Annotated in this window: 18 protein-coding genes and 1 riboswitch; of the genes, 7 read left to right on the top strand and 11 right to left on the bottom strand. The window is 71.7% G+C overall.

All coding sequences use genetic code 11. From position 1 onward, the window contains the following. Positions 1-49 precede the first annotated feature (49 nt). From H4687_RS34115 to H4687_RS34100, 4 genes are all read right to left on the bottom strand, one after another. Positions 50-697 (bottom strand): thymidine kinase, encoded by a 648-nt coding sequence (locus H4687_RS34115; RefSeq protein ID WP_046917982.1) that lies wholly within the window; start codon positions 695-697, stop codon positions 50-52. Between the two features lie 85 nt (positions 698-782). After that, the gene (locus H4687_RS34110) at positions 783-1970 is read right to left on the bottom strand and encodes an alkaline phosphatase family protein (RefSeq protein WP_046917983.1); all 1188 of its coding nucleotides are present in this window, start codon (positions 1968-1970) and stop codon (positions 783-785) included. Then, positions 1970-2557, bottom strand: coding sequence for a DUF5998 family protein (locus H4687_RS34105; protein WP_020114135.1), 588 nt, complete (start codon positions 2555-2557; stop codon positions 1970-1972). The genes H4687_RS34110 and H4687_RS34105 overlap by 1 nt, the downstream gene beginning before the upstream one ends. Before the next feature lie 234 nt (positions 2558-2791). After that, positions 2792-5680 carry a bifunctional acetate--CoA ligase family protein/GNAT family N-acetyltransferase gene (locus tag H4687_RS34100; protein WP_046915423.1) on the bottom strand — a complete coding sequence of 963 codons (2889 nt, stop codon included), beginning with the start codon at positions 5678-5680 and terminating at the stop codon, positions 2792-2794. A 190-nt stretch (positions 5681-5870) separates the two neighbouring features. On the opposite strand from H4687_RS34100, the gene H4687_RS34095 reads away from it, so the two are divergent. After that, positions 5871-6152 carry an HPr family phosphocarrier protein gene (locus tag H4687_RS34095; protein WP_046915424.1) on the top strand — a complete coding sequence of 94 codons (282 nt, stop codon included), beginning with the start codon at positions 5871-5873 and terminating at the stop codon, positions 6150-6152. A gap of 210 nt (positions 6153-6362) precedes the next feature. Here H4687_RS34095 and H4687_RS34090 read toward each other — a convergent pair whose 3' ends face one another. The 4 genes from H4687_RS34090 to H4687_RS34075 all read right to left on the bottom strand — a co-directional run bounded on the left by H4687_RS34090 (position 6363) and on the right by H4687_RS34075 (position 11220). Beyond that, positions 6363-7067, bottom strand: a complete 705-nt coding sequence (locus H4687_RS34090) for a GntR family transcriptional regulator (protein WP_046915425.1) — start codon at positions 7065-7067, stop codon at positions 6363-6365. Between the two features lie 203 nt (positions 7068-7270). Next, positions 7271-8059, bottom strand: coding sequence for a M23 family metallopeptidase (locus tag H4687_RS34085; protein ID WP_046915426.1), 789 nt, complete (start codon positions 8057-8059; stop codon positions 7271-7273). Between the two features lie 13 nt (positions 8060-8072). After that, a riboswitch (cyclic di-AMP (ydaO/yuaA leader) is annotated at positions 8073-8243 on the bottom strand. Positions 8244-8458: 215 nt separating this feature from the next. After that, on the bottom strand, positions 8459-9847 hold the full coding sequence (locus H4687_RS34080) for a M16 family metallopeptidase (RefSeq protein ID WP_046915427.1): 1389 nt from the start codon (positions 9845-9847) through the stop codon (positions 8459-8461). Beyond that, complete coding sequence (locus H4687_RS34075; protein ID WP_179859994.1) at positions 9844-11220, bottom strand: M16 family metallopeptidase; 1377 nt, start codon at positions 11218-11220, stop codon at positions 9844-9846. Before H4687_RS34075 ends, H4687_RS34080 begins: the two co-directional genes overlap by 4 nt. Positions 11221-11589: 369 nt before the next feature. On the opposite strand from H4687_RS34075, the gene H4687_RS34070 reads away from it, so the two are divergent. Beyond that, complete coding sequence (locus tag H4687_RS34070) at positions 11590-14046, top strand: DNA gyrase/topoisomerase IV subunit A (protein WP_046915428.1); 2457 nt, start codon at positions 11590-11592, stop codon at positions 14044-14046. Between the two features lie 73 nt (positions 14047-14119). Here H4687_RS34070 and H4687_RS34065 read toward each other — a convergent pair whose 3' ends face one another. Then, positions 14120-15193 carry a CobW family GTP-binding protein gene (locus tag H4687_RS34065; protein ID WP_097251319.1) on the bottom strand — a complete coding sequence of 358 codons (1074 nt, stop codon included), beginning with the start codon at positions 15191-15193 and terminating at the stop codon, positions 14120-14122. 888 nt (positions 15194-16081) lie between these two features. Between H4687_RS34065 and H4687_RS34060 the strand changes: the two genes are divergently transcribed. The 5 genes from H4687_RS34060 (at position 16082) to H4687_RS34040 (ending at position 20820) form a co-directional block, all read left to right on the top strand. Next, entirely contained in the window at positions 16082-16639 is a 558-nt protein-coding gene (locus H4687_RS34060) for a DUF6082 family protein (protein ID WP_046915429.1), read from the top strand. Between the two features lie 213 nt (positions 16640-16852). Beyond that, on the top strand, positions 16853-17089 hold the full coding sequence (locus H4687_RS34055; RefSeq protein ID WP_078907464.1) for a hypothetical protein: 237 nt from the start codon (positions 16853-16855) through the stop codon (positions 17087-17089). A 200-nt stretch (positions 17090-17289) separates the two neighbouring features. Beyond that, the gene (locus H4687_RS34050; protein WP_046920202.1) at positions 17290-18228 is read left to right on the top strand and encodes a sucrase ferredoxin; all 939 of its coding nucleotides are present in this window, start codon (positions 17290-17292) and stop codon (positions 18226-18228) included. Positions 18229-18373: 145 nt separating this feature from the next. Next, positions 18374-20143, top strand: a complete 1770-nt coding sequence (locus H4687_RS34045) for an ATP-binding protein (protein ID WP_078907463.1) — start codon at positions 18374-18376, stop codon at positions 20141-20143. Further along, positions 20140-20820 carry a DUF7342 family protein gene (locus H4687_RS34040; RefSeq protein WP_005481559.1) on the top strand — a complete coding sequence of 227 codons (681 nt, stop codon included), beginning with the start codon at positions 20140-20142 and terminating at the stop codon, positions 20818-20820. Before H4687_RS34045 ends, H4687_RS34040 begins: the two co-directional genes overlap by 4 nt. A 45-nt stretch (positions 20821-20865) precedes the next feature. Here the strand turns inward: H4687_RS34040 and H4687_RS34035 are convergent, their stop codons facing one another. Together H4687_RS34035 and H4687_RS34030 are read right to left on the bottom strand one after the other, a co-directional pair. Continuing rightward, positions 20866-22458: a solute symporter family protein gene (locus tag H4687_RS34035; RefSeq protein ID WP_046920204.1), complete on the bottom strand. Its 1593-nt coding sequence runs from the start codon at positions 22456-22458 to the stop codon at positions 20866-20868. Further along, the gene (locus H4687_RS34030) at positions 22455-22994 is read right to left on the bottom strand and encodes a DUF485 domain-containing protein (RefSeq protein ID WP_179859995.1); all 540 of its coding nucleotides are present in this window, start codon (positions 22992-22994) and stop codon (positions 22455-22457) included. The genes H4687_RS34035 and H4687_RS34030 overlap by 4 nt, the downstream gene beginning before the upstream one ends. Positions 22995-23150 lie beyond the last annotated feature (156 nt).

The following is a 23150-nucleotide window of genomic DNA, read 5'->3' as shown; positions in this document are numbered from 1 at the left end:
TCGGCCCGTCACACGATCGGGTGATCCCGGGCGGCGCCCGCCGACCCGCTCAGACCGTCTCGACCGGCAGGACGTCCGGGGCGAGGGCGCTCGCGTGGGCGGAGGCCGCCGTCATACGGCGGCGGTGGTGACGACGGCACAGGACCTCGTAGCCGATGTCGTCGGGCTGGTTGACGTCGCCGACGACCACCTGGGCCCCCTCGACGACCATCTGACCGCCTATGGTGCGGGCGTTGTGGGTGGCGCGGGCGCCGCACCAGCACAGGGCCTCCACCTGGAGGACCTCGACGCGGTCGGCCAGCTCGACCAGACGCTGGGAGCCGGGGAACAGCTTGGAGCGGAAGTCGGTCGTGATGCCGAAGGCGTACACGTCGAGGCCCAGGTCGTCCACGACGCGGGCGAGCTGGTCGATCTGTTCGGGGGCGAGGAACTGGGCCTCGTCGGCGATCACGTAGTCCGCGCGGCGGCCCTGGGAGAGATGGTCGACGAGGTAGGCGTAGAGGTCCTGTCCGTCCTCGACCTCGACGGCGTCGGTGACCAGGCCGAGCCGTGACGACAGTTTGCCCTCGCCCGCGCGGTCGTCACGCGTGAAGATCATGCCCTGGAGGCCGCGCGCCGAGCGGTTGTGCTCTATCTGGAGGGCCAGCGTCGACTTCCCGCAGTCCATGGTTCCGGAGAAGAACACCAGCTCGGGCATGGTGAGTTGAGCACCTTTCGGCATGGACAGCGAGGGGCGGGGTGGACGGGCGCGGGCGAACGGACGGACGGACGGGCGAGGTGCCTCAGGAGCGTACTTCGAGGAGGGGGACCAGCTGCTCCACGGGGGTCATCGAGCCGTGGTTGCCGACCATCGCCGACTCCTTGGGTTCCCGCTCGGAGGCGATGATCAGGACGTCGTCGTGTGCCGCCGCGACCACGTCGCCGATGCGGGCGTACACGCGCTCGTCGATCCGCGGTCCGAACCACCCCGCCGCGATCGCCTCGTCGCGCGAGGCGATCCAGAACTGCTCGCCCAGCACCTCGCGCCAGCAGGTCAGGACGTCCGACTCGGCGCCCGGTACGGCGTACACATGGCGGGCCCGGCCCTCGCCGCCGAGCAGGGCGACCCCGGCGCGCAGCTCCCAGTCCTCGTCGAAGTCGATGCGGTGCTGCTCGTCGAACGGGACGTCGAGCATGCCGTGGTCCGCGGTGACGTACAGCGCGGTGCGGGGCGGGAGTTGCTCGGCCAGGCGCTGGACCAGCCGGTCGACGTGCATGAGCTGGCCGCGCCAGGCGTCCGAGTCGACGCCGAAGCGGTGGCCGGCGCCGTCCAGCTCGGAGTAGTACGTGTAGACCAGCGCGCGGTCCCCGGCGGCCAGTTGCGCGGCGGCCACGTCCATGCGGTCCTCGCCGGAGAGACGGCCGTGGAAGGTGCCGCCGCTCAGCGCGATCTTGGTGAGCGGGGTGTTCTGGAAGGCCGGGGAGGTGACCTGGGCGGTGTGCACACCCGCCCGGTCGGCGAGCTGGAAGATCGTGGGGTAGGGCTGCCACTCGCTCGGGGACGTCCAGGGCTGCCAGCGGAGCTGGTTCATCAGCTCCCGCGTCTGCGGGTTGCGGACCGTGTAGCCGGGCAGCCCGTGTGCGCCCGGGGGCAGGCCCGTGCCCACGGAGGCGAGGGAGGTCGCGGTGGTGGCCGGGTAGCCCGCGGTGATGGGGCGACCGGTGCCGCCGCGCGAGGAGGCCAGCAGCGCGGTCAGGTAGGGCGCCTCGTCCGGGTGCGCCTTCAGCTGCTCCCAGCCCAGGCCGTCGACCAGGAAGACACAGGCGCGGTCGGCCGCGGTCAGTTCCGATATCGACGCGGTCGTCCCGGGGATCCCCATGCCGGCCGCGAGGGTGGGCAGGAGATCCGCGAGCGAGCCGGCGCCGTACTCGGGGACGGGGGCCGAGCCGAGGGCCAGCGGCTGCGGGTCGTCCCAGGTGGGCAGCGCCATCAGCGGGCGGTGTCCGCGGTCGCCTCGGAGAGGGACTGCGCGAACGCCAGGGCCTGGCGCACGGTCTCCGGGCCGTCCCCGGCCTCGCTGACGCGCAGGCTGAGGTCGTCCGCCGTCGAGCTGCCCGTGTAGCCGTGGTCCGCCTCGCAGTTGGGGTCGCCACAGGCGGCGGGCTCCAGGTCGATGCGGGAGACGGCGCCCCAGCCGATGGTCAGGACGACCTCGCGGGGCGGGGTGCCCGGCGTGTACGACTCCGGGTTGGCGACGACACGGCTGAGCACGACCGACGAGATCCGGCCGATCTTCACCGACTCGGTCGACGTCGTGGCGTACGGCGTCGGCGAGGTGGTGTCCGCCGCCTGCTCGTCGGTGTGGCTCACGATGAAGCGGTTGCCCGTGAGGACGAGGACGGTGACATGCCGCCGCACCTCGTTCGCGTCGAACGTCGTCTCCTGGTGGACCAGGTACGACTTGATGGCCTCGCCGCCGACAGCGGCCTCCACCGCCTCGGCCACGAGGGCCGGGTAGTAGCCGCTGCGCTCGATCGCCGCACGCAGCCCCTGGGTCGTCGTACTGGTCTTGGCCATGATGTCCATCCTACGGTGGCGCACTGACTGCGAGGGACCGCTCTGCCGTCTCTGTTCTGTCGTGGACGGATCAATGCGGGCAGCCGTGCGCCGTCCGCACGCGGTGCGCGCGCCGTCGCACGGCGGGACGGGCGGCCCCCCGCACGGGGTGGGCAGTGCGGGGGCACCGGGTGGGCTGTGCGGCGCGCGCCGGGTGGGGGCGCGGGCCGTCGTCGGCTCGTGGCGGCGGGTCCGTCAGTAGACCGGAAGCGTCCTCGGGCCGAGGTCGTCACGCAGGGGCGGGCGGGCGAGCCGGACGGTGGCGCCGAGGACGCTCAGGCCGTGCGGGGCGACCACGACGGGTTCGAGGGAGACCGCCACGACCTCGGGATGGTCGTCGACCAGCCGGGAGACCCGCAGCAGCAGCTCCTCCAGCGCGTCCGTGTCCACGGGGGCCGAGCCCCGCCAGCCGAAGAGGAGCGGTGCCGTCCGGATCGATCGGACCAGTGAGGCCGCGTCCCGTTCGGTGGCCGGAATCAGGCGGTGCGCCATGTCGCCGAGCAGCTGCGACGCGGGCCCGGCGAGCCCGAACGAGAGCACGGCGCCGGCCGCCGGGTCCACCACGCTCCTGACGATCGTGTCGACTCCGCGCGGGGCCATGCCCTGCACGACCGGGCGCAGTTCCGCCGGACTCCCGAACAGCTCGGTCAACTCCGTGTACGCCCGGCGCAGTTGCTCCTCGTCCGCCAGGTCGAGCCGTACACCGCCGAGATCGGCCCGGTGCCGCAGGTGCGGGGCCGTCGTCTTGAGCGCGACGGGATAGCCGAGGGCCTCGGCCGCCCGTGCCGCCTCGTCGAGCGTGGGGGCGGGCCGCGCCTGCCGCAGGTGGATGCCGTACCGGCCGAGCAGCGCGCCCGCCTCCTCGGCGCCGAGCGTGAGCCCCTCGCCCGTGGCGAGGAGCGCGTCGATCCGCTCGGCCGCGCCCTTCTCGTCGATGTCCTCGTACGCGGGCACCCGTCCCGGCTCCGCCGCCTCCCGTCGCCACTGCGCGTAGTGCACGGCCTCGGAGAGGGCGCGGACGGCCCGCTCGGCGGCGGGGTAGGCCGGGATGAGCCGGGAGCCGGCCCGCTCCGAGGGAGACGCGGTCGCCTCTGCCGTCTCCTGGCTTGCGGTCGTCTCCTGACTTGCGGTGGGCGCTGGTTGCGCTGGGCGGAACAGGTCGGAGCCGCCCTCGGTACCGCCCTCGGCGCCGGGCGTCCTGTCGCCGGCCTGCGGTGCCGTGCTGGCCGCGGCCGACAGCGCCTCGGCCAGGCCGCCCAGCTCGACGTGCACCACGAGCACCGGCTTCGAGGGATTCGCGGCGGCGGCCGACCGCAGCGCCTCCGCCAGGGCCGCGTCCCCCGGCGACGTCTCTCCCAGCGCCGGTATCGCCGTCACCACCACCGCGTCGCACGAGTCGTCGGCGAGCGTCCGCGACAACGCCGCGTGGAAGTCCCGTGCCGAGGCCCCGGTCGTCAGGTCGAGCGGGGGCAGCGGCCGCAGCCCCTCGGAGAGACACGCGTCGTACGTGAGCATCCCCAGCGACTCGGAGTTCCCGAGGATCGCCACCCGGGGCCCCGCGGGCAGTGGCTGCCGGGCCAGCAGCAGCCCCGCGTCGACCAGTTCCGTGATCGTGTCGACCCGGATCACCCCGGCCTGCCGCAGCAGCACGGACACGGTGGTGTGGGGCAGCTCGGTGGCGGGCACGGCGTGCCCCTGGGGCGCGGAGCCGTGGCGCGCGCCCTGCACGACCACGAGCGGCTTGACCGCCGCCGTGCGCCGGGCGAGACGGGTGAACTTGCGCGGGTTGCCGATGGACTCCAGGTACATGAGGACGACATCGGTGTCCGGGTCCTCGTACCAGTACTGCAGGACGTCGTTCCCGGAGACGTCGGCGCGGTTGCCCGACGACACGAAGGTGGAGACGCCCGTGACACCGGTGACCCCTCCGCCGCGCCGGTGCAGCCGGGACAGCAGTGCGATCCCGATGGCGCCGGACTGGGCGAAGAGGCCGATGCGCCCGGAGCGCGGTGCCTCGGGGGCGAGTGAGGCGTTGAGCCGTACGTCCGGGGCGGTGTTGATGATCCCGAAGGCGTTCGGTCCGATGATGCGCATGCCGTACGTGCGCGCCTGGCGCACCAGTTCGCGCTGGCGCTCGCGCCCCTCGGGGCCGCTTTCGGCGTACCCGGCGGAGACGACGACGAGCCCCTGCACACCGTGCTCGCCGCACTCGGCGACGACCTCGGGGACGTACGCGGCTGGGACGGCGACGACCGCGAGGTCGACGGGCCCCTCGATCTCGGTGACGGACCGGTGCGCGGGCACCCCGTCGATCTCCTTCTCGTCCTCGCCGAGGGCCCTGTTCACCGCGTACAGCCGTCCGGTGAAACCCGCGCCCCGCAGGTTGGCGAGGACGCCGCGGCCCACCCCGCCCGGCGCGCGCCCGGCGCCGATGACGGCGACCGAGCCGGGGGCGAGCAGACGCTGGACGGATCTGGCCTCGGCCCGCTGTTCCCGGGCGCGCTGCACGGCCAGGGAGCGGTCGGTGGGCTCCAGGCCGAACTCCAGGCGGACGACACCGTCCTCGAAGCTGCGCTTCTGCTGGTACCCGGCGTCGGTGAACACCTTGATCATCTTGCTGTTGGCGGGGAGCACCTCGGCGGCGAAGCGTCTGATGCCGCGCTCGCGGGCGACGGCGGCGATGTGTTCGAGGAGAGCGGAGGCCACACCGCGGCCCTGGTGGGCGTCCTGGACGAGGAAGGCGACCTCCGCCTCGTCGGCGGGGGCGGACGCGGCCATGCCGTCGGCGCCGATCCGGTCGTAGCGTACGGTGGCGATGAACTCGCCGCCGACCGTGGCGGCGAGCCCCACCCGGTCCACGAAGTCGTGGTGCGTGAAGCGGTGGACGTCCTTGGCGGACAGGCGAGGGTACGGCGCGAAGAAGCGGTAGTACTTCGACTCGTCCGAGACCTGCTCGTAGAAGCTGACCAGACGCTCGGCGTCGTCGACGGTGATGGGCCTGACGCGTGCGGTGCCGCCGTCGCGCAGCACCACGTCGGCCTCCCAGTGGGCGGGGTACTCGTGCCGGTCCGACGAGGTCTGCATGGGCCCCAGAGTACGGCTCGCGTCCGGCTACGGCGCGGGGCAGTCTGGGGAAGCACAACAGAAGCGCGAGGGCCGGTTCGTGGCCAGGCCGTGGGCCCGTTCCGCTCCGTCGCACCATATGGGAAACTGGTCTAGACAACCCGGTCTAGACCTCTCTGAACCACCCGAGACATCCGAAGGGCAGCATCACATGGCTGAGCGCCGCGTCAACGTCGGCTGGGCCGAGGGCCTCCACGCCCGACCCGCATCCATCTTCGTCCGGGCCACCACGGCCTCCGGTATCCCCGTGACGATCGCCAAGGCCGACGGGAACCCCGTCAACGCGGCCTCCATGCTGGCGGTCCTGGGCCTCGGCGCCCAGGGCGGCGAGGAGATCGTGCTCGCGTCCGAGGCCGAGGGCGCGGACGTCGCGCTCGACCGTCTGGCGAAGCTCGTGGCCGAGGGACTCGAGGAACTCCCCGAGACGGTCTGAGCGACCCCGTGACCGGGTGCCCGGAACGGAAACAGGCCTGAAAGGCCACCCGCGCACATAGCGAAGGGCTCGTCCGATTTATCGGGCGGGCCCTTCGTCATTTCGTTCCCCTACCGCTCCGATTTCCCTCTGCCACCGCTCCGATTTCGTTCTGCGGGCAGCAGAAAGAATGCCCCCGGAATTCTCGTCTCTTTGTATACGGCTCCCGTGTTAATGCCGCGGGCTCGACATGTTTACGGGGTGTTGCGAAGTCCTCACACGTTCCGCCCGCTCCGCCGCGCCGGCCCCGCCCGGAAATCGGAAGCGGTGCGCGGCGGTGGCGCGCTCGGTGTGCAGGGACGTGATCGTCCGGGCCCGGTCGCCGTCGCCGCGCGCGACGGCGTCCACGATGCCGCCGTGTTCCGCCCAGGACTCCACGGGGTCGGCGGGTGCCTCGACCGCGTACATCCAGGCGATCTTGTGCCGCAGCTGGGCGAGTGTCGAGGTCAGGGCGGGGCTGCCGGACGCCTGTGCGAGCGTCTCGTGGAACCAGCCCCCCAGGGAGCGCAGATCCTCGCTGGTGCCCCGCCTGGCCCGTTCCTGGCCCAGTCTGACCAGGCCGCGCAGCACCTTGAGATGGGCCTCCGTGCGGCGCTGGGCGGCGCGGGCGGCTCCCAGCGGCTCCAGCAGCATGCGCATCTCCAGCAGGTCTGCGGCCTCCTGCTCGGTCGGCTCGGCGACGCACGCGCCCGCGTGCCGGCGGGTGACCACGAAGCCCTCGGCCTCCAGCGTGCGCAGCGCCTCGCGCACGGGGACCCGGCTGACGCCGTACCGGCGGGCGAGCAGTTCCTCGGTGAGACGGCTGCCGCGCTCGTAGACACCCGCGACGATGTCATCTCGGATCGCCGTGCATACCGAATGCGCCGGAATACGCATGACCGACCTCCGCCTTAATCCCCGTGAAACGTCGATGATTGACGTGTCTTCCAGCGACTCTATTGCAGCGAGCCGGAATTTCCGACGGCGGGCCGGAATCCAGGGATATTTTTTGGACAGGAGGCACGTCACCGGGCGTTCGCACAACGCGGAAAGCCCCGGCTCGATGAGCCGGGGCCTTCGCAGAAGCGCGGAGCGGTGTCTCAGACGTTCACACCGTGCGAGCGCAGGTAGGCGACGGGGTCGATGTCCGAGCCGTACTCGGCCGTCGTCCGGGCCTCGAAGTGCAGGTGCGGGCCGGTGACGTTGCCGGTCGCGCCGGAGAGGCCGATCTGCTGGCCGGGGGTGACCGTCTGGCCAACGGAGACGCCGATGGACGACAGGTGGCCGTACTGGGTGTACGTGCCGTCGGTCATGCGGATGACGATGTTGTTGCCGTACGCCCCGCCCCAGCCCGCCTCCACGACGGTGCCGGAGCCGACCGCCAGGACGGCCGTGCCGGTGGCGGCGTGGAAGTCGACGCCGGTGTGGCTGCCGGAGGACCAGACGGCGCCGCCGGCCTTGTAGCCGGTGGAGATGTACGAGCCGCTGATGGGCGAGACGTAGGTGTTGAGGCGCTCGCGCTCGGCCGCGCGGGCAGCGCGGGCCTTGATCTCCTCGCGCTCCTTGGCGGCGGCACGTTCCTGCTCGGCCTTCTCGGCGGCGGCCTTGCGGGCCTCCTCCTGCGCCTTCTTCTTGACCTCGGCCACCTCGGCGGCCTGCTGCTGGGCAACGGCCTGGGCGTCCACCTGGTCGGCGACCGTGTCGCCGAGGACGATGATCTGGTTCAGGCCGGTCTGCTCGACGGCGGGCTCCTCCGCGGCGAGCGCGGGGCCGGCGAGGGTGCCGATGACACCGGTGGTGGTGAGAGCGGCTACGCCCACGTTCCTCGTGGTCGTGCGCGATACACGGCCGGGACGGCGGTGCTTCCCAGGGGCGCGGGTGAACGCCATGAAGTGGCTGGTCCTTTCCTTCCTTCTCGCCTACCGGGTTAGCTGACGGGTTCGGAGCAGGAAGGTCTCCTACGGCTGCCCCTCGTTTCGCGTCGCTCGCGAAGGGCACCCGATTCACCCCAGGGGACTAGGTGGGTCCCCGGCTCCCCGGGCTCGCGCCATGGGGATTCGGCGATGACTGTCCGGTGCCGCGGCTGCGGCGAACATCTGACGAACAGCCGGACCGACGCTAAGTGCGCCGTCTTCGAAATAACAAACGGATCACAGGATTTGTTATCTACGCCACAGGTCAGACACACAACCTCTGCCATCAATACGGACAAACGTGGGCCCTGGTGACTCTTCCGTCACCAGGGCCTCACGCGTACGTGTCCTTGTGTCCGGTTTCTCCTCGGCTCCCTACTCGGCCGGTACGACGGTGACTTCACCGATCCCGAGGGCCCTGACCGGTTCCTCGATCTGCGCGGCGTCCCCGACGAGGACGGTCACCAGACGGTCCACCGGGAAGGCGTTCACCACGGCCGCGGTGGCCTCCACCGTGCCGGTGGCGGCGAGTTGGCGGTACAGCGTCGACTGGTAGTCGTCCGGCAGGAACTGCTCGACCTGGTCGGCCAGCGTGCCCGCCACGGCCGCCGCCGTCTCGAACTTGAGGGGGGCGACCCCGACGAGGTTCTGCACGGCGACGTCGCGCTCGGCGTCGGTCAGCCCCTCGGCGGCGAGGGTCCGCAGCACGGTCCACAGGTCGTCGAGCGCCGGACCGGTGTTGGGCGTGTCGACGGACCCGCTGATGGCCAGCATCGCCGTGCCCGATCCCTCCGGCCCGGAACGCAGCACCTGACCGAACGCGCGCACCCCGTAGGTGTAGCCCTTCTCCTCCCGCAGGACGCGGTCCAGGCGGGAGGTGAGGGTGCCGCCGAGGCAGTAGGTGCCGAGCACCTGGGCCGGCCACACCCGGTCGTGCCGGTCGGCGCCCACCCGTCCGATGAGCAACTGGGTCTGCACGGAACCGGGACGGTCCACGATGATCACGCGCCCGGTGTCGTCGGCGCTCACCGCGGGGGCGACGCTCGGCTTGGCCGGGGAGCCGGTCCAGGCGCCCAGGGTGTCGCCCAGCAGTGTGTCGAGGTCGACCCCGGTGAGGTCGCCAACGACCACGGCGGTGGCCGTCGCGGGGCGCACGTGCCGCTCGTAGAAGGCGCGTACGGCCGCCGAGTCGATGCCCTCCACGGTCTCCTCGGTGCCCTGGCGGGGCCGCGACATACGCGACGTGGCCGGGAACAGCTGCCGGGAGAGCTCCTTGGCGGCCCGTCGGCCCGGGCTGGCGGTCTCGTGCGGGATCTCGTCGAGCCTGTTGGCCACCAGACGCTCGATCTCGCCGTCGTCGAACGCGGGGGCCCGCAGGGCGTCGGCGAGCAGCCCCAGGGCCTTCTCCAGCCGCGAGACGGGCACTTCGAGGGACAGGCGGACGCCGGGGTGGTCGGCGTGCGAGTCGAGGGTGGCGCCGCACCGCTCCAGCTCGGCGGCGAACTCCTCGGCCGTGTGCTTGTCGGTGCCCTCGGAGAACGCCCTGGTCATGATGGTGGCGACACCGTCGAGGCCGGCCGGTTCGGCGTCCAGGGGCGCGTCGAGGACGACCTCGACGGCGACGACCTGCTGGCCGGGGCGGTGGCAGTGCAGCACGGTCAGGCCGTTGGCCAGGGTGCCGCGCTCGGGCGCCGGGAACGCCCAGGGGCGGGCGTCGCCGGCCTGGGGCTGCGGGTGGAATTCCATGCTCGCGAGCTCGGTCACTTCGCCGACTCCTCGTTCTCGTCGGTGCTCTCGACGGCCTCCTCTTCGGCGGCCTCCTCTTCGGCGCCCTCTGCACCGGCGACGGGCTCGTACACGAGCACCGCGCGGTTGTCGGGCCGCAGGCGGGCCTTGGCGATCTCCTGGACCTCGTCGGCCGTCACCTCCAGGACCCGGTCGACGGCGCTGAGGGCGAGCTTCGGGTCGCCGAACAGGACCGCGTACCGGCACAGTTCGTCGGCGCGGCCGGCGACCGTGCCGAGCCGGTCCAGCCACTCGCGCTCCAACTGGGCCTGGGCGCGCTCCATCTCCTCGGCCGTCGGACCCTCCGCGGCGAACCGGGCGAGCTCCTCGTCGACGGCGGCCTCGATGACCGGCACCTCGACGTCACCGGAGGTCTTGACGTCCATCCACGCCATGGAGGGCGCGCCGGCCAGCCGCAGCAGGCCGAAACCGGCCGTCACGGCCGTACGGTCACGTCGTACGAGCCGGTTGTAGAGGCGGGACGACTCGCCGCCGCCGAGGATCGTGAGCGCCAGGTCGGCCGCGTCGCACGCGCGCGTGCCGTCCTCCGGCAGCCGGTAGGCGGCCATCAACGCGCGCGCGGGCACGTTCTCCTCGACGACCTCGCGCAGCTGCTCGCCCATGACGTCCGGCAGCGAGCCGTCGCGGGGTGCCGGCTTGCCGTCGTAGGCCGGGATGGAGCCGAAGTACTTCTCCACCCACGCGAGGGTCTGCTCCGGGTCGATGTCGCCGACGATCGACAGGACGGCGTTGTTGGGCGCGTAGTACGTCCGGAAGAACTGCTGGGCGTCCTCCAGGCTCGCCGCCTCCAGGTCGTCCATCGAGCCGATGGGCGTGTGCCGGTAGGGGTGGCCCTCGGGGTGGGCCAGGCGGAAGATCTTCTCGAAGGCGGTGCCGTAGGGCACGTTGTCGTACCGCTGGCGGCGCTCGTTCTTGACGACGGCCCGCTGGTTGTCCAGGTTCTTCTGGTCGAGCGCGAGCAGCAGGCTGCCCATGCGGTCGGCCTCCAGCCACAGCGCCAGCTCCAGCTGATGGGTGGGCATGGTCTCGAAGTAGTTGGTGCGCTCCCAGCTGGTGGTGCCGTTCAGCGAACCGCCCGCGCCCTGGACCAGCTCGAAGTGGCCGTTGTCCTTGACCTGGCCCGAACCCTGGAACATCAGGTGCTCGAAGAGGTGGGCGAGGCCCGTACGGCCCGCGACCTCGTGACGCGAACCGACGTCGTACCAGAGGCACACCGCGGCGACCGGGGTCAGGTGGTCCTCGGAGAGCACCACGCGCAGGCCGTTGTCCAGGCGGTGCTCCCTCACTGTCAGGCCTTCGGAGCCGGCCTCGGCTGTGGCCGTGTGACCCATGGGCGGTACGTCCCTTCGATCGCTGTGCTGTGTGCGCGGGATCCGTCGTGGAATCGTCGCGGAAACCGCTGTTTCCTGCCGGTCCCGCCACTGTATGCAAGCGCGCGGACCCCTGGAGAAGTTCCCGGGCGTCGTACGCCGAGAGCGAGACCGGGGTTGCGGCCGGCGGTCACTGGTTAAGGTCGGCGCACGCTGTTGACGTGGCGGCCCGGCAGGCCGTGCCCGGCGGTCGGCGCCGGGTCGTGTCGGGGTTGTCAGTGCGGCAGTCCACAATGGTGCGCGTCAGATCCCGTTCACCTCGCGCCGCGAGTGAGCCGGAGACGTGAGCGCCCCGTAGGTGAGCGACCAGAAAAAGAGGAGCCGGCAGCGATGGCCCGCCGCAGCACGAAGACCCCGCCGCCCGACGACGCGTTCGAGGAGCGGATCCTCGACATCGACGTCGTCGACGAGATGCAGGGCTCCTTCCTGGAGTACGCGTACTCGGTCATCTACTCCCGAGCCCTGCCGGACGCCCGTGACGGACTCAAGCCGGTGCACCGCCGGATCGTCTACCAGATGAACGAGATGGGCCTGCGCCCCGACCGCGGCTATGTGAAGTGTGCCCGCGTGGTCGGCGAGGTCATGGGTAAGTTGCACCCGCACGGCGACTCGTCGATCTACGACGCCCTGGTGCGCCTCGCCCAGCCCTTCTCCATGCGGCTCCCCCTGGTCGACGGCCACGGCAACTTCGGCTCCCTGGGCAACGACGACCCGCCGGCCGCCATGCGGTACACCGAGTGCCGGATGGCCGACGCGACGAGCCTGATGACGGAGTCGATCGAGGAGAACACGGTCGACTTCTCCCCGAACTACGACGGCCAGGAGCAGGAGCCGGTGGCCCTGCCCGCCGCCTTCCCGAACCTCCTGGTCAACGGCGCGTCGGGCATCGCCGTCGGCATGGCCACCAACATGCCGCCGCACAACCTGGGCGAGGTCATCGCGGCCGCGCGCCACCTGATCCGGTACCCGAACGCCGACCTGGACACGCTGATGAAGCACGTCCCGGGCCCCGACCTGCCGACCGGCGGCCGGATCGTCGGTCTCACCGGCATCAGGGACGCGTACGCGACGGGCCGCGGCACCTTCAAGATCCGCGCCACGGTGACGGTGGACAACGTGACGGCCCGCCGCAAGGGCCTGATCGTCACCGAACTGCCGTTCACCGTCGGCCCGGAGAAGGTGATCGCCAAGATCAAGGACCTGGTCGGCGCGAAGAAGCTCCAGGGCATCGCCGACGTCAAGGACCTCACCGACCGCGCCCACGGCCTGCGTCTGGTCATCGAGATCAAGAACGGCTTCGTGCCGGAGGCCGTCCTGGAGCAGCTCTACAAACTGACGCCGATGGAGGAGTCCTTCGGCATCAACAACGTGGCCCTGGTCGACGGCCAGCCCCTCACCCTGGGCCTGAAGGAGCTGCTGGAGGTCTACCTCGACCACCGCTTCGAGGTGGTGCGGCGCCGCTCGGAGTTCCGCCGCGGCAAGAAGCGCGACCGCCTGCACCTGGTCGAGGGCCTGCTCACCGCGCTGGTGGACATCGACGAGGTCATCCGTCTGATCCGCTCCAGCGACAACTCCGCCCAGGCCAAGGAGCGCCTGATCGAGCGCTTCGCCCTGTCGGACATCCAGACGCAGTACATCCTCGACACCCCGCTGCGCCGCCTCACCCGGTTCGACCGCATCGAGCTGGAGTCCGAGAAGGAGCGGCTCAACGCCGAGATCGCCGAGCTGACCCGCATCCTGGAGTCGGACGCGGAGCTGCGCAAGCTGGTCTCCGGCGAACTCGCCGCCGTGGCGAAGAAGTTCGGCACCGAGCGCCGTACGGTGCTGCTGGAGTCCTCGGGCACCCAGGTGGCCGCGGTCCCGCTGCAGGTGGCGGACGACCCGTGCCGGGTGCTGCTGTCGTCGACGGGTCTGCTGGCCCGTACGGCGAGCGCCGAGCCCTTCACGGCGGACGAGGACGGCAGGCGGACCAAGCACGACGTCATCGTCTCCGCGGTCCCGGCGACGGCCCGGGGCGAGGTGGGCGCGGTGACCTCCACCGGCCGCCTGCTCCGCCTGAACGTGGTCGATCTGCCGCAGCTGCCGGACACCTCGGCGGCCCCCAACCTCTCGGGCGGCGCCCCGCTCGCGGAGTTCCTCACCCTCCAGGACGGCGAGACGCTCATCTGCCTGATGACGCTCGACGAGTCGTCGCCCGGGCTGGCCATCGGCACCGAGCAGGGCGTCGTCAAGCGCGTGGTCCCCGACTACCCGTCCAACAAGGAGGAGCTGGAGGTCATCACGCTCAGGGACGGCGACCGGATCGTCGGTGCCGTCGAGCTGCGCACGGGCGAGGAGGACCTGATCTTCATCACGGACGACGCCCAGTTGCTGCGTTACCAGGCCTCCCAGGTCCGCCCGCAGGGCCGCCCGGCCGGCGGTATGACCGGCATCAAGCTCACCGAGGGCGCGAAGGTCATCTCCTTCACGGCCATCGACCCGGCCGTCGACGCGGTCGTCTTCACGGTAGCGGGCTCCCGCGGCACCCTCGACGACTCCGTCCAGACCACGGCCAAGCTCACCCCGTTCGACCAGTACCCCCGCAAGGGCCGCGCCACGGGCGGCGTCCGCTGCCAGCGGTTCCTCAAGGGCGAGGACTGCCTCTCCGTCGCCTGGGCGGGTCCCGCCCCGGCCCGCGCCGCCCAGAAGAACGGCACCCCGGCCGACCTCCCGGAGATGGACCCGCGCCGCGACGGCTCGGGCGTGTCCCTGGGCAAGACGGTGGCGTCGGTGGCGGGGCCGGTGTGAGCGGAGACCCCCGCAGGACGTCGTAGATGGCCCGCGGGACGTCGTAGGGGGTTCACAGGACGTCGTAGGGGGTTCACAGGACGTCGTAGGAGGCCTCGGGGTCCTCGGCCGCTGCCTCCTGGACATAGCGCAGGACGCCCCACATGCCGTGCTCGTCGGCGTGCGGGGCGTCCTTGTCGCCCTTGCACGCCTCCAGCTCCTTGCGCAGGGCGGGGGCGTCGACCCCGGCCCCGATGAGCACGAGCTGGGTGAGCCGGTGGCCGTCGCCGATGTCGTCGTCGCCGTCCGCCCAGGGCTCCGGGTAGAACCGCAGGAACCGCCCCACGGCATGCACGGCATAGCGGTTGCGCGGGTCGTACGGTCCGAAGTCGACGTACCCCTTGATCCGGTAGAGCCCCTCGGCCCTCCCGTCCAGGAACGCCATGAGCCGCCGAGGGTCGAGCGGCACGTCGGAGACGAAGGCGACACTGTCGTAGCCTGTGTGCAGATGCCCGGCGTCCTCGTGGAGTTCGTCGGGGTCGTGCCGGTGCAGGTCGTCGAAGGAGAGCTGGCCGACGCGCTCCTCGGACGGCCGGCAGTCGAAGAGGAACTCGGGGTCGACGCGCCCGTGGACGGCCGGCACCACGGCGGCACGGTCACCGAGCGACCGGACGAGCGACAGGACCCCGTCCCCGTCCTCGGCCCGGTCGAGCTTGTTCACGACGACGAGGTCGGCGAGGGCGAGGTGCCGGTCGATCTCGGGATGCCGCTGCCGGGTCTGCGGGAACTCGGCCGCGTCCACGACCTCGACGAGGCCGCCGTACACCACCCGTGGGTTCTCGCTGGCGAGCACCATCCGCACGAGCTCCTGCGGCTCGGCGAGCCCGCTCGCCTCGATGACGATGACGTCGATGCCGGCGGCGGGAGCGGTGAGCCGCTCCAGGTACTCGTCCAGTTCACCGACGTCGACGGCGCAGCACAGACATCCGTTGCCCAGCGACACCGTGGAGTCCCCGAGCGCGCCGGCCACCGCCATCGCGTCGATCTCGATCGCCCCGAAGTCGTTGACGACGGCCCCGATACGGCTGCCGCCGCTGCGGTGGAGGAGGTGGTTGAGCAGGGTGGTCTTTCCCGCGCCGAGGAATCCGGCGAGGACGACGACGGGGATCTGGGGCGGGGGCTGCGAACCCTGCGCGTTCTGTGTGCTCTGCTTGCTCTGTCCGACCTCCCCGCCCTGCACGCTCTGCGAGTCCCTTACGACCTGCGACTCCTGTACGACCGAGTCGTTCGGGCGGTACGAGCCCTGTGAGGCCTGGGGGCTGAACGGGCCCTGTGACACTCGTGAGTCCTGGGGGCTGTGCGAGCCCAGCGGCTCACGGGAGTCCTGAAACTCCGGCGAGCCCTGCGGCCTCGACGTCTGCCGCGGCTCCGGGTTCGACCCCACCCCCGGTCCCGGCAGGGACCCGAGCCCCGTCAGAGCCCCGAGGTCCGGCTCAGGCCCGACTTCCGGCTCGGACCCGACTTCCGGCTCGGGCCCGAGCCCCGGCCCAGGCTCGACTTCGGGCTCAGACCCGAGCCCCGGCTCAGGACGCGCGCCGGGCTCGGGCTCCGGTCGTGTCTGCGCCTCCGGTCGTGTCTGCGCCTCCGGTCGTGTCTTCCGCTCCTGACTCGACGACTGGCTCAACACGCGCCCTCTCTCCCACCGTTGCGTGCGCCGGCACGCGGCCGATCACCGCCCGAGGCCGGTTCACGAACCGGCTCACACCGGAACACCGCAGCTCCCGCGCCTTTTCTTGAATGCCGCCCCAGGATACGAGTGGGGGCCGAACGCCCCGGGGAGTGGACGGTTGTCAGCGGCGCCCGAGGGGCACACGTTGGGCATAGCGCCGGTCCGCGCGACCCACACATCCTTCCGTGCGCCTCCTCTCCGCCTCCCAGCCGACCGGTCCCGCTCGGCGACACTGAGAGGCGGCAAGCGCCGCCCATCGCTCGCCGGTCCCCATCCCGTCGCCCCGTACCGACGACCGGCGGACGGCCGCCTGAATCGGGGGTTGACATGGCCACACAGAATCTTGGGGCGCGGGGAATCGGCCCCGCCGCAGCAGCGGGCTTCGCCTTCGTGGTGGGAGCGCTGGGCGCGGTCGCCGTGGAGCGGCGCGTCCGCACCGTACTTCGACGCCTGGAACGGCTGGAACGGCTGGAGCGCGAGACCGGGCAGCGTGCCGCCCTGATCAGCTATCAGCAGCACAACGTCGACCTGGTCATGAAGGCGGCAGCGGACCCGACCCTCCTTCCGGTCCTGAACGCCTACGAGGAGGAACTGTCCACCGACAGACAGCGGCAGTACCTCTTCGCCAACCTCCTCTACACCCACGTCCTCCAGGGCTACCGGGTGGGCGTCTTCAGCCGGGCCGAGTTGTACGGACACCTCCGCGGCATCTTCCAGAGCACCCTCATGCGCGACTACTGGGCCGCCACACGGCACCACCGGTCGAGCCTGAAGGAGGGGTCGGAGGAGTCGGAGATCGGCAGGATGGTCGACGCCCTGATCAGCGATCTGGAGGACGCGAGCACGGACGAGTGGTGGGTCGTGGGCGAGCCGCCCGCCGACTAGGATCCACGCCCCCACGGCCCTCAGCCCCACGGACCTCGCTCCCACAGCCTTCACCCCCACGACGCTCGCCCCCCACGGCGCTCGCCCCCCACAGCGCGACCCCCGCCTCTGCCTTCACTCCAGCGCACCTTGGATGCATGCGCATCAACCGGCTTCATGCGGCTAAGTTTGGCCCGCTCGTTATCACTACTCATGATTCAAGGATCGAACCCGTTGAAAATCGTGCGCCGCATCGGTGCGTCCCCTCGTGCGAGGGGCAGTGCCGCGGGGCAGACATGCCCAGACATCTTCGAACTGCAGGATGGCAACTTCGCAGTGATCGGGACCGACCAGACAGAGAGACTCGACCCCGAGCTTCCTGTCGACGCCTCGCGCGCTGACTACGAGAGGATCGTGGTCATCAGCCGCGACACTCTCATCCGGGCAAAGTCGGACATCCCCGACGCCTGATCCTGAACGGGGGCTCGCCTGCACTACAGCGCGGGCCCCTCGCGCCGCCGGACCGCTCGACCGGGTCGGATCTCTCACCCGTCCGCAACAAACCGGGCCCCAGCCCCCGGGCCCCGCTCTCGGGCCGCGCACAGCCCTCCGCACACTCCTTCGGCCCGTCCGGAAGCCGCCCGGACGTGAGTCAGGTTAGGCTCACCTCTGTGAGTACGTGCACATCCGCGTCCCGACATCTCGGCGAGCCTCTCGCCGGGACCGCCGCCACGGCGAGGACATGGCTGTTGCTGGAACAGCCCGGCCCCTGGGGCGTCAAGGCGCTCACCTCCAGCCATCTCGACCCCGTGCTCGGCCGTGCCCTCGAAGCCGCGGCGGAGGGCACCGGCGTACGCGTGGCGCTCATCCGGCGTCCCGGCCGCCACGCGGACTGCCGTGAGATCCGCGAGCGCCGGGTGTACGTGGCGCACACCGTCCCCGGGAACGTCTGGCTGCACACCGCCACGACGTCCGACCCCCGCGAACTGCTCGGTCTCGACTTCGCCGCCCTCGGCCGGGGCGACCACCGCACCTTCGCAACGGCTCTGCGGGGGCGGCCCCACACCGGCGCCCCCCTGGCGCTCGTCTGCACCAACGGCAAGCGCGACCGGTGCTGCGCCCTCCTCGGCCGGCCCCTCGCCGCCGAACTGGCCGCCTCGGGGGTCGAGGGCACCTGGGAGGTCACCCATCTGGGTGGTCACCGCTTCTCCCCCACCCTGCTCGTGCTCCCCTTCGGGTACGTGTACGGCCGCGCGGAGGCCCACCACGTCAAGGAGGTCCTCCACGGCGTACGGGAGGGCCGTGTCGTGACCGGGGGGTGCCGGGGCAACTCCGCCTGGGAGCGTCCCGGCCAGGCGGCCGAACTGGCGGTGCGCACCGAGACCGGGGAGGACGCGGCCGCCGCGTTCACCGTCCTGCGCACGGACGGCTCGGCTCCTCGGTGGGAGGTGACCGTCGCCCACACCGACGGCCGCCGCTGGACCGTCACCGTCGTCCAGGGCGCCGCCCAGCCGCCCCGCCCGGAGAGCTGCGGCTCCCCGCTGGGCTCCCCGGCGCGGTTGGACGTGCTGACCGTACGGGAGCTGTCACCGATCGCGGCCGCGCACTAGCGGGCCGGAGACCAGCGGGCCGGGCACCGGCGGGCCGCACACAGCGCCCGCCCGTCCCGGTCGCCGTCGTAGAAACACCCGGTGCCTGAGATCCGCGCCACATCCCTCTACGACCGGCCCACCCTGTCCACGTACCGTCTTGGGTATGAGCCCCACTCCCCCCGCGCGCCGCCTGCGTCTCGGTATGCCGCGGCGGGTGTTCTCGCAGGTCCTGCTGATGCAGGTGGCGATCGCCGCCGGTGTCGCCGTGCTCGCGACCGGGCTGTTCCTCGCGCCGCTCAGCGAACAGCTGGACGACCAGGCGATGCGGCGGGCCCTCGCGATCGCGCAGACCACCGCCGCCCAGCCGCAGATCGCGGAGGACCTGGTGTCGACGCGGCCGTCCGTGCACGGCCCCGTACAGGTCGAGGCCGAGCGGATCAGGAAGGCCAGCGGAGCCGAGTACGTGGTCGTGCTGGACCGGGTCGGAGTGCGCTGGTCGCACCCCGACCCCGCGGAGATCGGCGGGCTCGTCTCGACCGACCCGCGCCGCGCCCTGGCCGGTCACGAGGTCATGGAGATCGACTCGGGCACTCTGGGACGCTCCGCCCGGGGCAAGGTGCCGCTGCGGGACGCCGATGGGAGGATCGTCGGCGCCGTCTCGGTGGGCATCGAGTACGACAGCGTGCGAGCCCGGCTGATCCACGCGATCCCCGGGCTCCTGGCGTACGCCGGCGGTGCCATGGCGGTCGGGGCGCTGGCCGCGTACCTGATCTCCCGACGGGTCCACCGTCAGACCCGTGACCTGGCCTTCTCCGACATCGCGGGGCTGCTCGCGGAGCGCGAGGCGATGCTGCACGGCATCCGGGAGGGCGTGGTCGCGCTGGATCGCGCCGGCCGCGTACGCCTGCTGAACGACGAGGCGCGGCGGCTGCTCGGGATCGGTGACGAGGCGGTCGGCCGATCGCTCGACGAGGCGCTCGGCCCCGGCCGTACGACGGATGTGCTGGCGGGCCGGGTCACGGGCACCGACCTCCTGACCGTGCGCGGTCAGCGGGTGCTGGTCGCCAACCGCATGCCCACCGACGACGGGGGCGCCGTCGCCACCCTGCGCGACCGCACCGAACTGGAGCAGCTAGGCCGCGAACTGGACTCCACGCGCGGCCTGACGGACGCCCTGCGCGCCCAGGACCACGAGCACGCCAACCGGATGCACACCCTCCTCGGCCTGCTCGAACTGGAGATGTACGACGAGGCCGTGGAGTTCGTCGGCGAGGTCGTCGGCGACCACCGGGCCACCGCCGAGCAGGTCACCGAGAAGATCCACGATCCGCTGCTCGCCGCAGTCCTGGTGGGCAAGGCGACGGTCGCGGCCGAGCGCGGGGTGGCCCTCGCGATCGCGGACGGGACGATGCTGCCGGACCGGTTGATCGACCCGCGCGGGCTCGTCACCGTCGTCGGCAACCTCGTCGACAACGCCCTGGACGCCGTCGCGGGCACACCGCACGCGCGCGTGGAGGTCGATGTGCGCGCCGAGGGGCGCACGGCGATCCTCCGGGTGCGCGACACGGGCCCCGGAGTCCCGCCCGACAAGCGGGAGTTGATCTTCACCGAGGGCTGGTCCACAAAGACGCCGCCCGTCCATCGCGAGCGCGGCATCGGGCTCAGTCTGGTGCGCAGGCTCGCCGAGCGGCAGGGCGGCAGCGCCCGGGTCACGGAGGCGGCGGGCGGCGGCGCGGAGTTCACCGTCGTCCTCCCCGACGCGCTCGCGGAGCACGGCCTGGTGACGCCGGTGCCCGCACCCACGCCCGCCCCTGTGGCACCCGAGGACCGGCCGGCGCGGCAGGACGAGCCGACCGCCGGTCACGAAGGGCGGCCGGGCCCCGCGCGGGAGCCCGAAGCCGCCGGCAGAGCCGCCGACAAGGAGCCGCGATGATCGAGGTCCTGATCGTGGACGACGACACCAGAGTCGCCCGCGTCAACGCCGCCTACGTGGAGAAGGTCGCCGGTTTCCACGTCGCCGGTGTGGCCCACAGCGCGGCCGAGGCGTTGCACCGCCTGGAGACGCTGCCGCACGTGGACCTGGTCCTGCTGGACCACTATCTGCCGGACGACACGGGGCTCATGGTGGTCCAGGAGATGCGGCGCCGGGGTCACCAGAGCGACGTGATCATGGTGACGGCGGCCCGAGACGTCTCGACCGTCCAGGCGGCGATGCGCCAGGGCGCGCTCCAGTACCTGGTCAAGCCGTTCGCGTTCGCCGGGCTGCGGGCGAAGCTGGAGGCGTACGCGGAGCTGCGGCGCACCCTGGACGGCGGCGGCGAGGCCGAACAGGCGGAGGTGGACCGGATCTTCGGCGCGCTCTCGGCGGGCGGCGAGCCGGACCTGCCCAAGGGCCACTCCCCCACCACCACCGAGCTGGTACGCCGTGCCCTGATGACCGCCGAGGGGCCGCTGTCCGCCCAGGAGATCGCCGACCGGACCGGACTGAGCCGCCAGACCGCCCAGCGCTATCTGAAGCTCCTGGAGCGCACGGGACGGGCCCGCCTGACCCTCAAGTACGGGGACGCCGGCCGCCCGGAGCACCGTTACGCATGGGCGACCCGCCCCTGAGAATCCCCGGGCCGACGGCCACGTCAGGGTCCGCGCCCCTCGCCGTCACACCGCCCCGGCGCCCGTCAGCGAACGCACCTCGGTCTCCGCGTGCCTGGCCTCGTCCGGCGGCTCGGCCGACAGGACCGTACCGAGCCAGCCCGCGAGGAATCCCAGCGGGATGGAGACGAGGCCGGGGTTCTGCAACGGGAAGACCTGGAAGTCCAGGCCGGGGAACAACGAATCGGCGCTGCCCGACACGACGGGCGACAGCAGCACGAGGACCAGGGAGGGGACGAGTCCGCCGTACACGGACCACACCGCGCCGCGTGTGGTGAAGCCGCGCCAGAACAGCGAGTACAGCAGTACGGGCAGGTTGGCGGAGGCGGCGACCGCGAAGGCGAGGCCGACGAGGAAGGCCACGTTGAGATCCTTGGCGAGCAGCCCGAGCCCGATCGCGAGCATGCCGATCCCGACGGCGGCCGCACGTGCCACGGCGACCTCGCTGCGCGGCTTCGAACGTCTGCGCCGCAACGACGCGTACAGGTCATGGGCGACGGACGCCGATGACGCGAGGGTGATACCGGCGACGACCGCGAGAATCGTGGCGAAGGCGATGGCGGCGACGACCGCGAACAGAACCGTTCCGCCGGTGGAGTCCGCGCCACCGCCCAGATCGAGGGCCAGCAACGGCACAGCCGTGTTGCCGGCCGCGTTGGAACCCCGCACCGCCTCAGGGCCGACCACGGCGGCCGCGCCGAAGCCCAGCACGATCGTCATCAGGTAGAAACCACCGATCAGTCCGATCGACCAGACCACCGAGCGGCGTGCGGCCCGCGCGGTGGGCACCGTGTAGAAGCGCGACAGGATGTGCGGCAGCCCGGCCGTGCCGAGGACCAGCGCGAGTCCGAGACTGATGAAGTCGAAGCGCGCGACCCAGTCACCGCCGTACTTCAGCCCGGGTGCGAGGAACGCGTCCCCGTGTCCGCTGCGCTCGGCAGCCGTCCGCAGCAACTGGTCGAAGTCGCCGTGGAACCGCAGCAGTACGAGCACGGTCAGCGCGGTCGCCCCGCCCATCAGCAGGACCGCTTTCACGATCTGGATCCAGGTGGTGGCCCGCATCCCTCCCAACGACACATAGACGACCATGAGCGCGCCGACCCCGATGACCGTCCAGGCCTGCGCCGCCTCGCTCTCTCCCCCCAGCAGCAGCGCGACGAGGGTGCCCGCTCCCACCATCTGCGCCACCAGGTACAGAACGGACACGGTCACCGAGGAAGTTCCCGCGGCGATCCGCACCGGCCGCTCGCGCATTCGGGCTGCGACCACGTCGGCGAGCGTGAACCGCCCGCAGTTGCGCACCAGTTCGGCCACCAGGAACAGCACCACGAGCCAGGCGACCAGGAAACCCACCGAGTAGAGCAGCCCGTCGTACCCGAAGAGCGCGATGAGACCCGAGATTCCGAGGAAGGACGCGGCCGACATGTAGTCGCCCGCGATGGCAAAACCATTCTCCATCGGCGAGAACAGCCGCCCCCCGGCGTAGAACTCCTCCGCCGAGCCGTGCCGGTGACGGCTCACCCATGTCGTGATGCCCAGGGTGACCGCCACGAACGCGCTGAACAGCAGCAGCGCCAGCGTCTGATGGTCGGCTGTCACCGCTCGCCCCCTCGGACGCCACGCGTCAACTCCTGGGTGTCCCAGCGCAGATCGAGCGCCGCCCGGTCCCGGCGCAGCCTGGCATGCCGCGCGTACGCCCAGGTGAACAGGAACGTCGTGAGGAACTGCCCGAGCCCCGCCAGCATGGCCACGTTCACCGCACCCGCCACGGGCCGCGCCATCAGCCCCGGGGCCGTCGTCGCCGTCACGACGTACGCCACGTACCAGCTGAAGAAGACGGCGACACCCGGGATCACGAACCTGCGGTAACGGCTGCGCACCTCCTGGAAGGCGGCGCTCCGCTGGACCTCCAGGTACACCTCGGCCGCACCACCGACCTGGCCCTCCCGCGCCTCGGCCACGACCGGGGCCGACCCGCCCGTGCCGTCCAACTCCCCCCAGCCGGAGGCCAGCGCGTCGTACCAGGGATCGTCGAACCGCACGTCCTCGTCGGCGAGGACGTGCCCCTCGTGCTGCTCAACCGGGCTCTCAGAACCACCCCCGCGTCGGCGGGGACGGCCGGTGCTTGACTGCATGCCCAAGCATGGACAGAACAGAAAGACCCCCGACGCACCTCTTCACGATTCTTCACCCCATCAGGTGAAACCCCGGCCAGCCTCCCCCACTCGGGCAGAACGCTCCCACTCATGACCCGAAGGCACGCACGACGGCCGGCCGCGTACGGCGCGAAG

The organism is Streptomyces stelliscabiei (genome assembly GCF_014873495.1).
Taxonomy (GTDB): domain Bacteria; phylum Actinomycetota; class Actinomycetes; order Streptomycetales; family Streptomycetaceae; genus Streptomyces; species Streptomyces bottropensis.
The sequence above is the reverse complement of the archived record's forward strand: the minus strand, read 5'-3'. Positions and strand labels throughout refer to the sequence as shown.

What these genes read in the sequence shown, in the direction of transcription:
- H4687_RS34115 (WP_046917982.1), bottom strand. Translation starts at nt 697, where the DNA reads ATGCCCGAGCTGGTGTTCTTCTCCGGAACCATGGACTGCGGGAAGTCG.
- H4687_RS34110 (WP_046917983.1), bottom strand. Translation starts at nt 1,970, where the DNA reads ATGGCGCTGCCCACCTGGGACGACCCGCAGCCGCTGGCCCTCGGCTCG.
- H4687_RS34105 (WP_020114135.1), bottom strand. Translation starts at nt 2,557, where the DNA reads ATGGCCAAGACCAGTACGACGACCCAGGGGCTGCGTGCGGCGATCGAG.
- H4687_RS34100 (WP_046915423.1), bottom strand. Translation starts at nt 5,680, where the DNA reads ATGCAGACCTCGTCGGACCGGCACGAGTACCCCGCCCACTGGGAGGCC.
- H4687_RS34095 (WP_046915424.1), top strand. Translation starts at nt 5,871, where the DNA reads ATGGCTGAGCGCCGCGTCAACGTCGGCTGGGCCGAGGGCCTCCACGCC.
- H4687_RS34090 (WP_046915425.1), bottom strand. Translation starts at nt 7,067, where the DNA reads ATGCGTATTCCGGCGCATTCGGTATGCACGGCGATCCGAGATGACATC.
- H4687_RS34085 (WP_046915426.1), bottom strand. Translation starts at nt 8,059, where the DNA reads ATGGCGTTCACCCGCGCCCCTGGGAAGCACCGCCGTCCCGGCCGTGTA.
- H4687_RS34075 (WP_179859994.1), bottom strand. Translation starts at nt 11,220, where the DNA reads ATGGGTCACACGGCCACAGCCGAGGCCGGCTCCGAAGGCCTGACAGTG.
- H4687_RS34070 (WP_046915428.1), top strand. Translation starts at nt 11,590, where the DNA reads ATGGCCCGCCGCAGCACGAAGACCCCGCCGCCCGACGACGCGTTCGAG.
- H4687_RS34060 (WP_046915429.1), top strand. Translation starts at nt 16,082, where the DNA reads ATGGCCACACAGAATCTTGGGGCGCGGGGAATCGGCCCCGCCGCAGCA.
- H4687_RS34045 (WP_078907463.1), top strand. Translation starts at nt 18,374, where the DNA reads ATGAGCCCCACTCCCCCCGCGCGCCGCCTGCGTCTCGGTATGCCGCGG.
- H4687_RS34040 (WP_005481559.1), top strand. Translation starts at nt 20,140, where the DNA reads ATGATCGAGGTCCTGATCGTGGACGACGACACCAGAGTCGCCCGCGTC.
- H4687_RS34030 (WP_179859995.1), bottom strand. Translation starts at nt 22,994, where the DNA reads ATGCAGTCAAGCACCGGCCGTCCCCGCCGACGCGGGGGTGGTTCTGAG.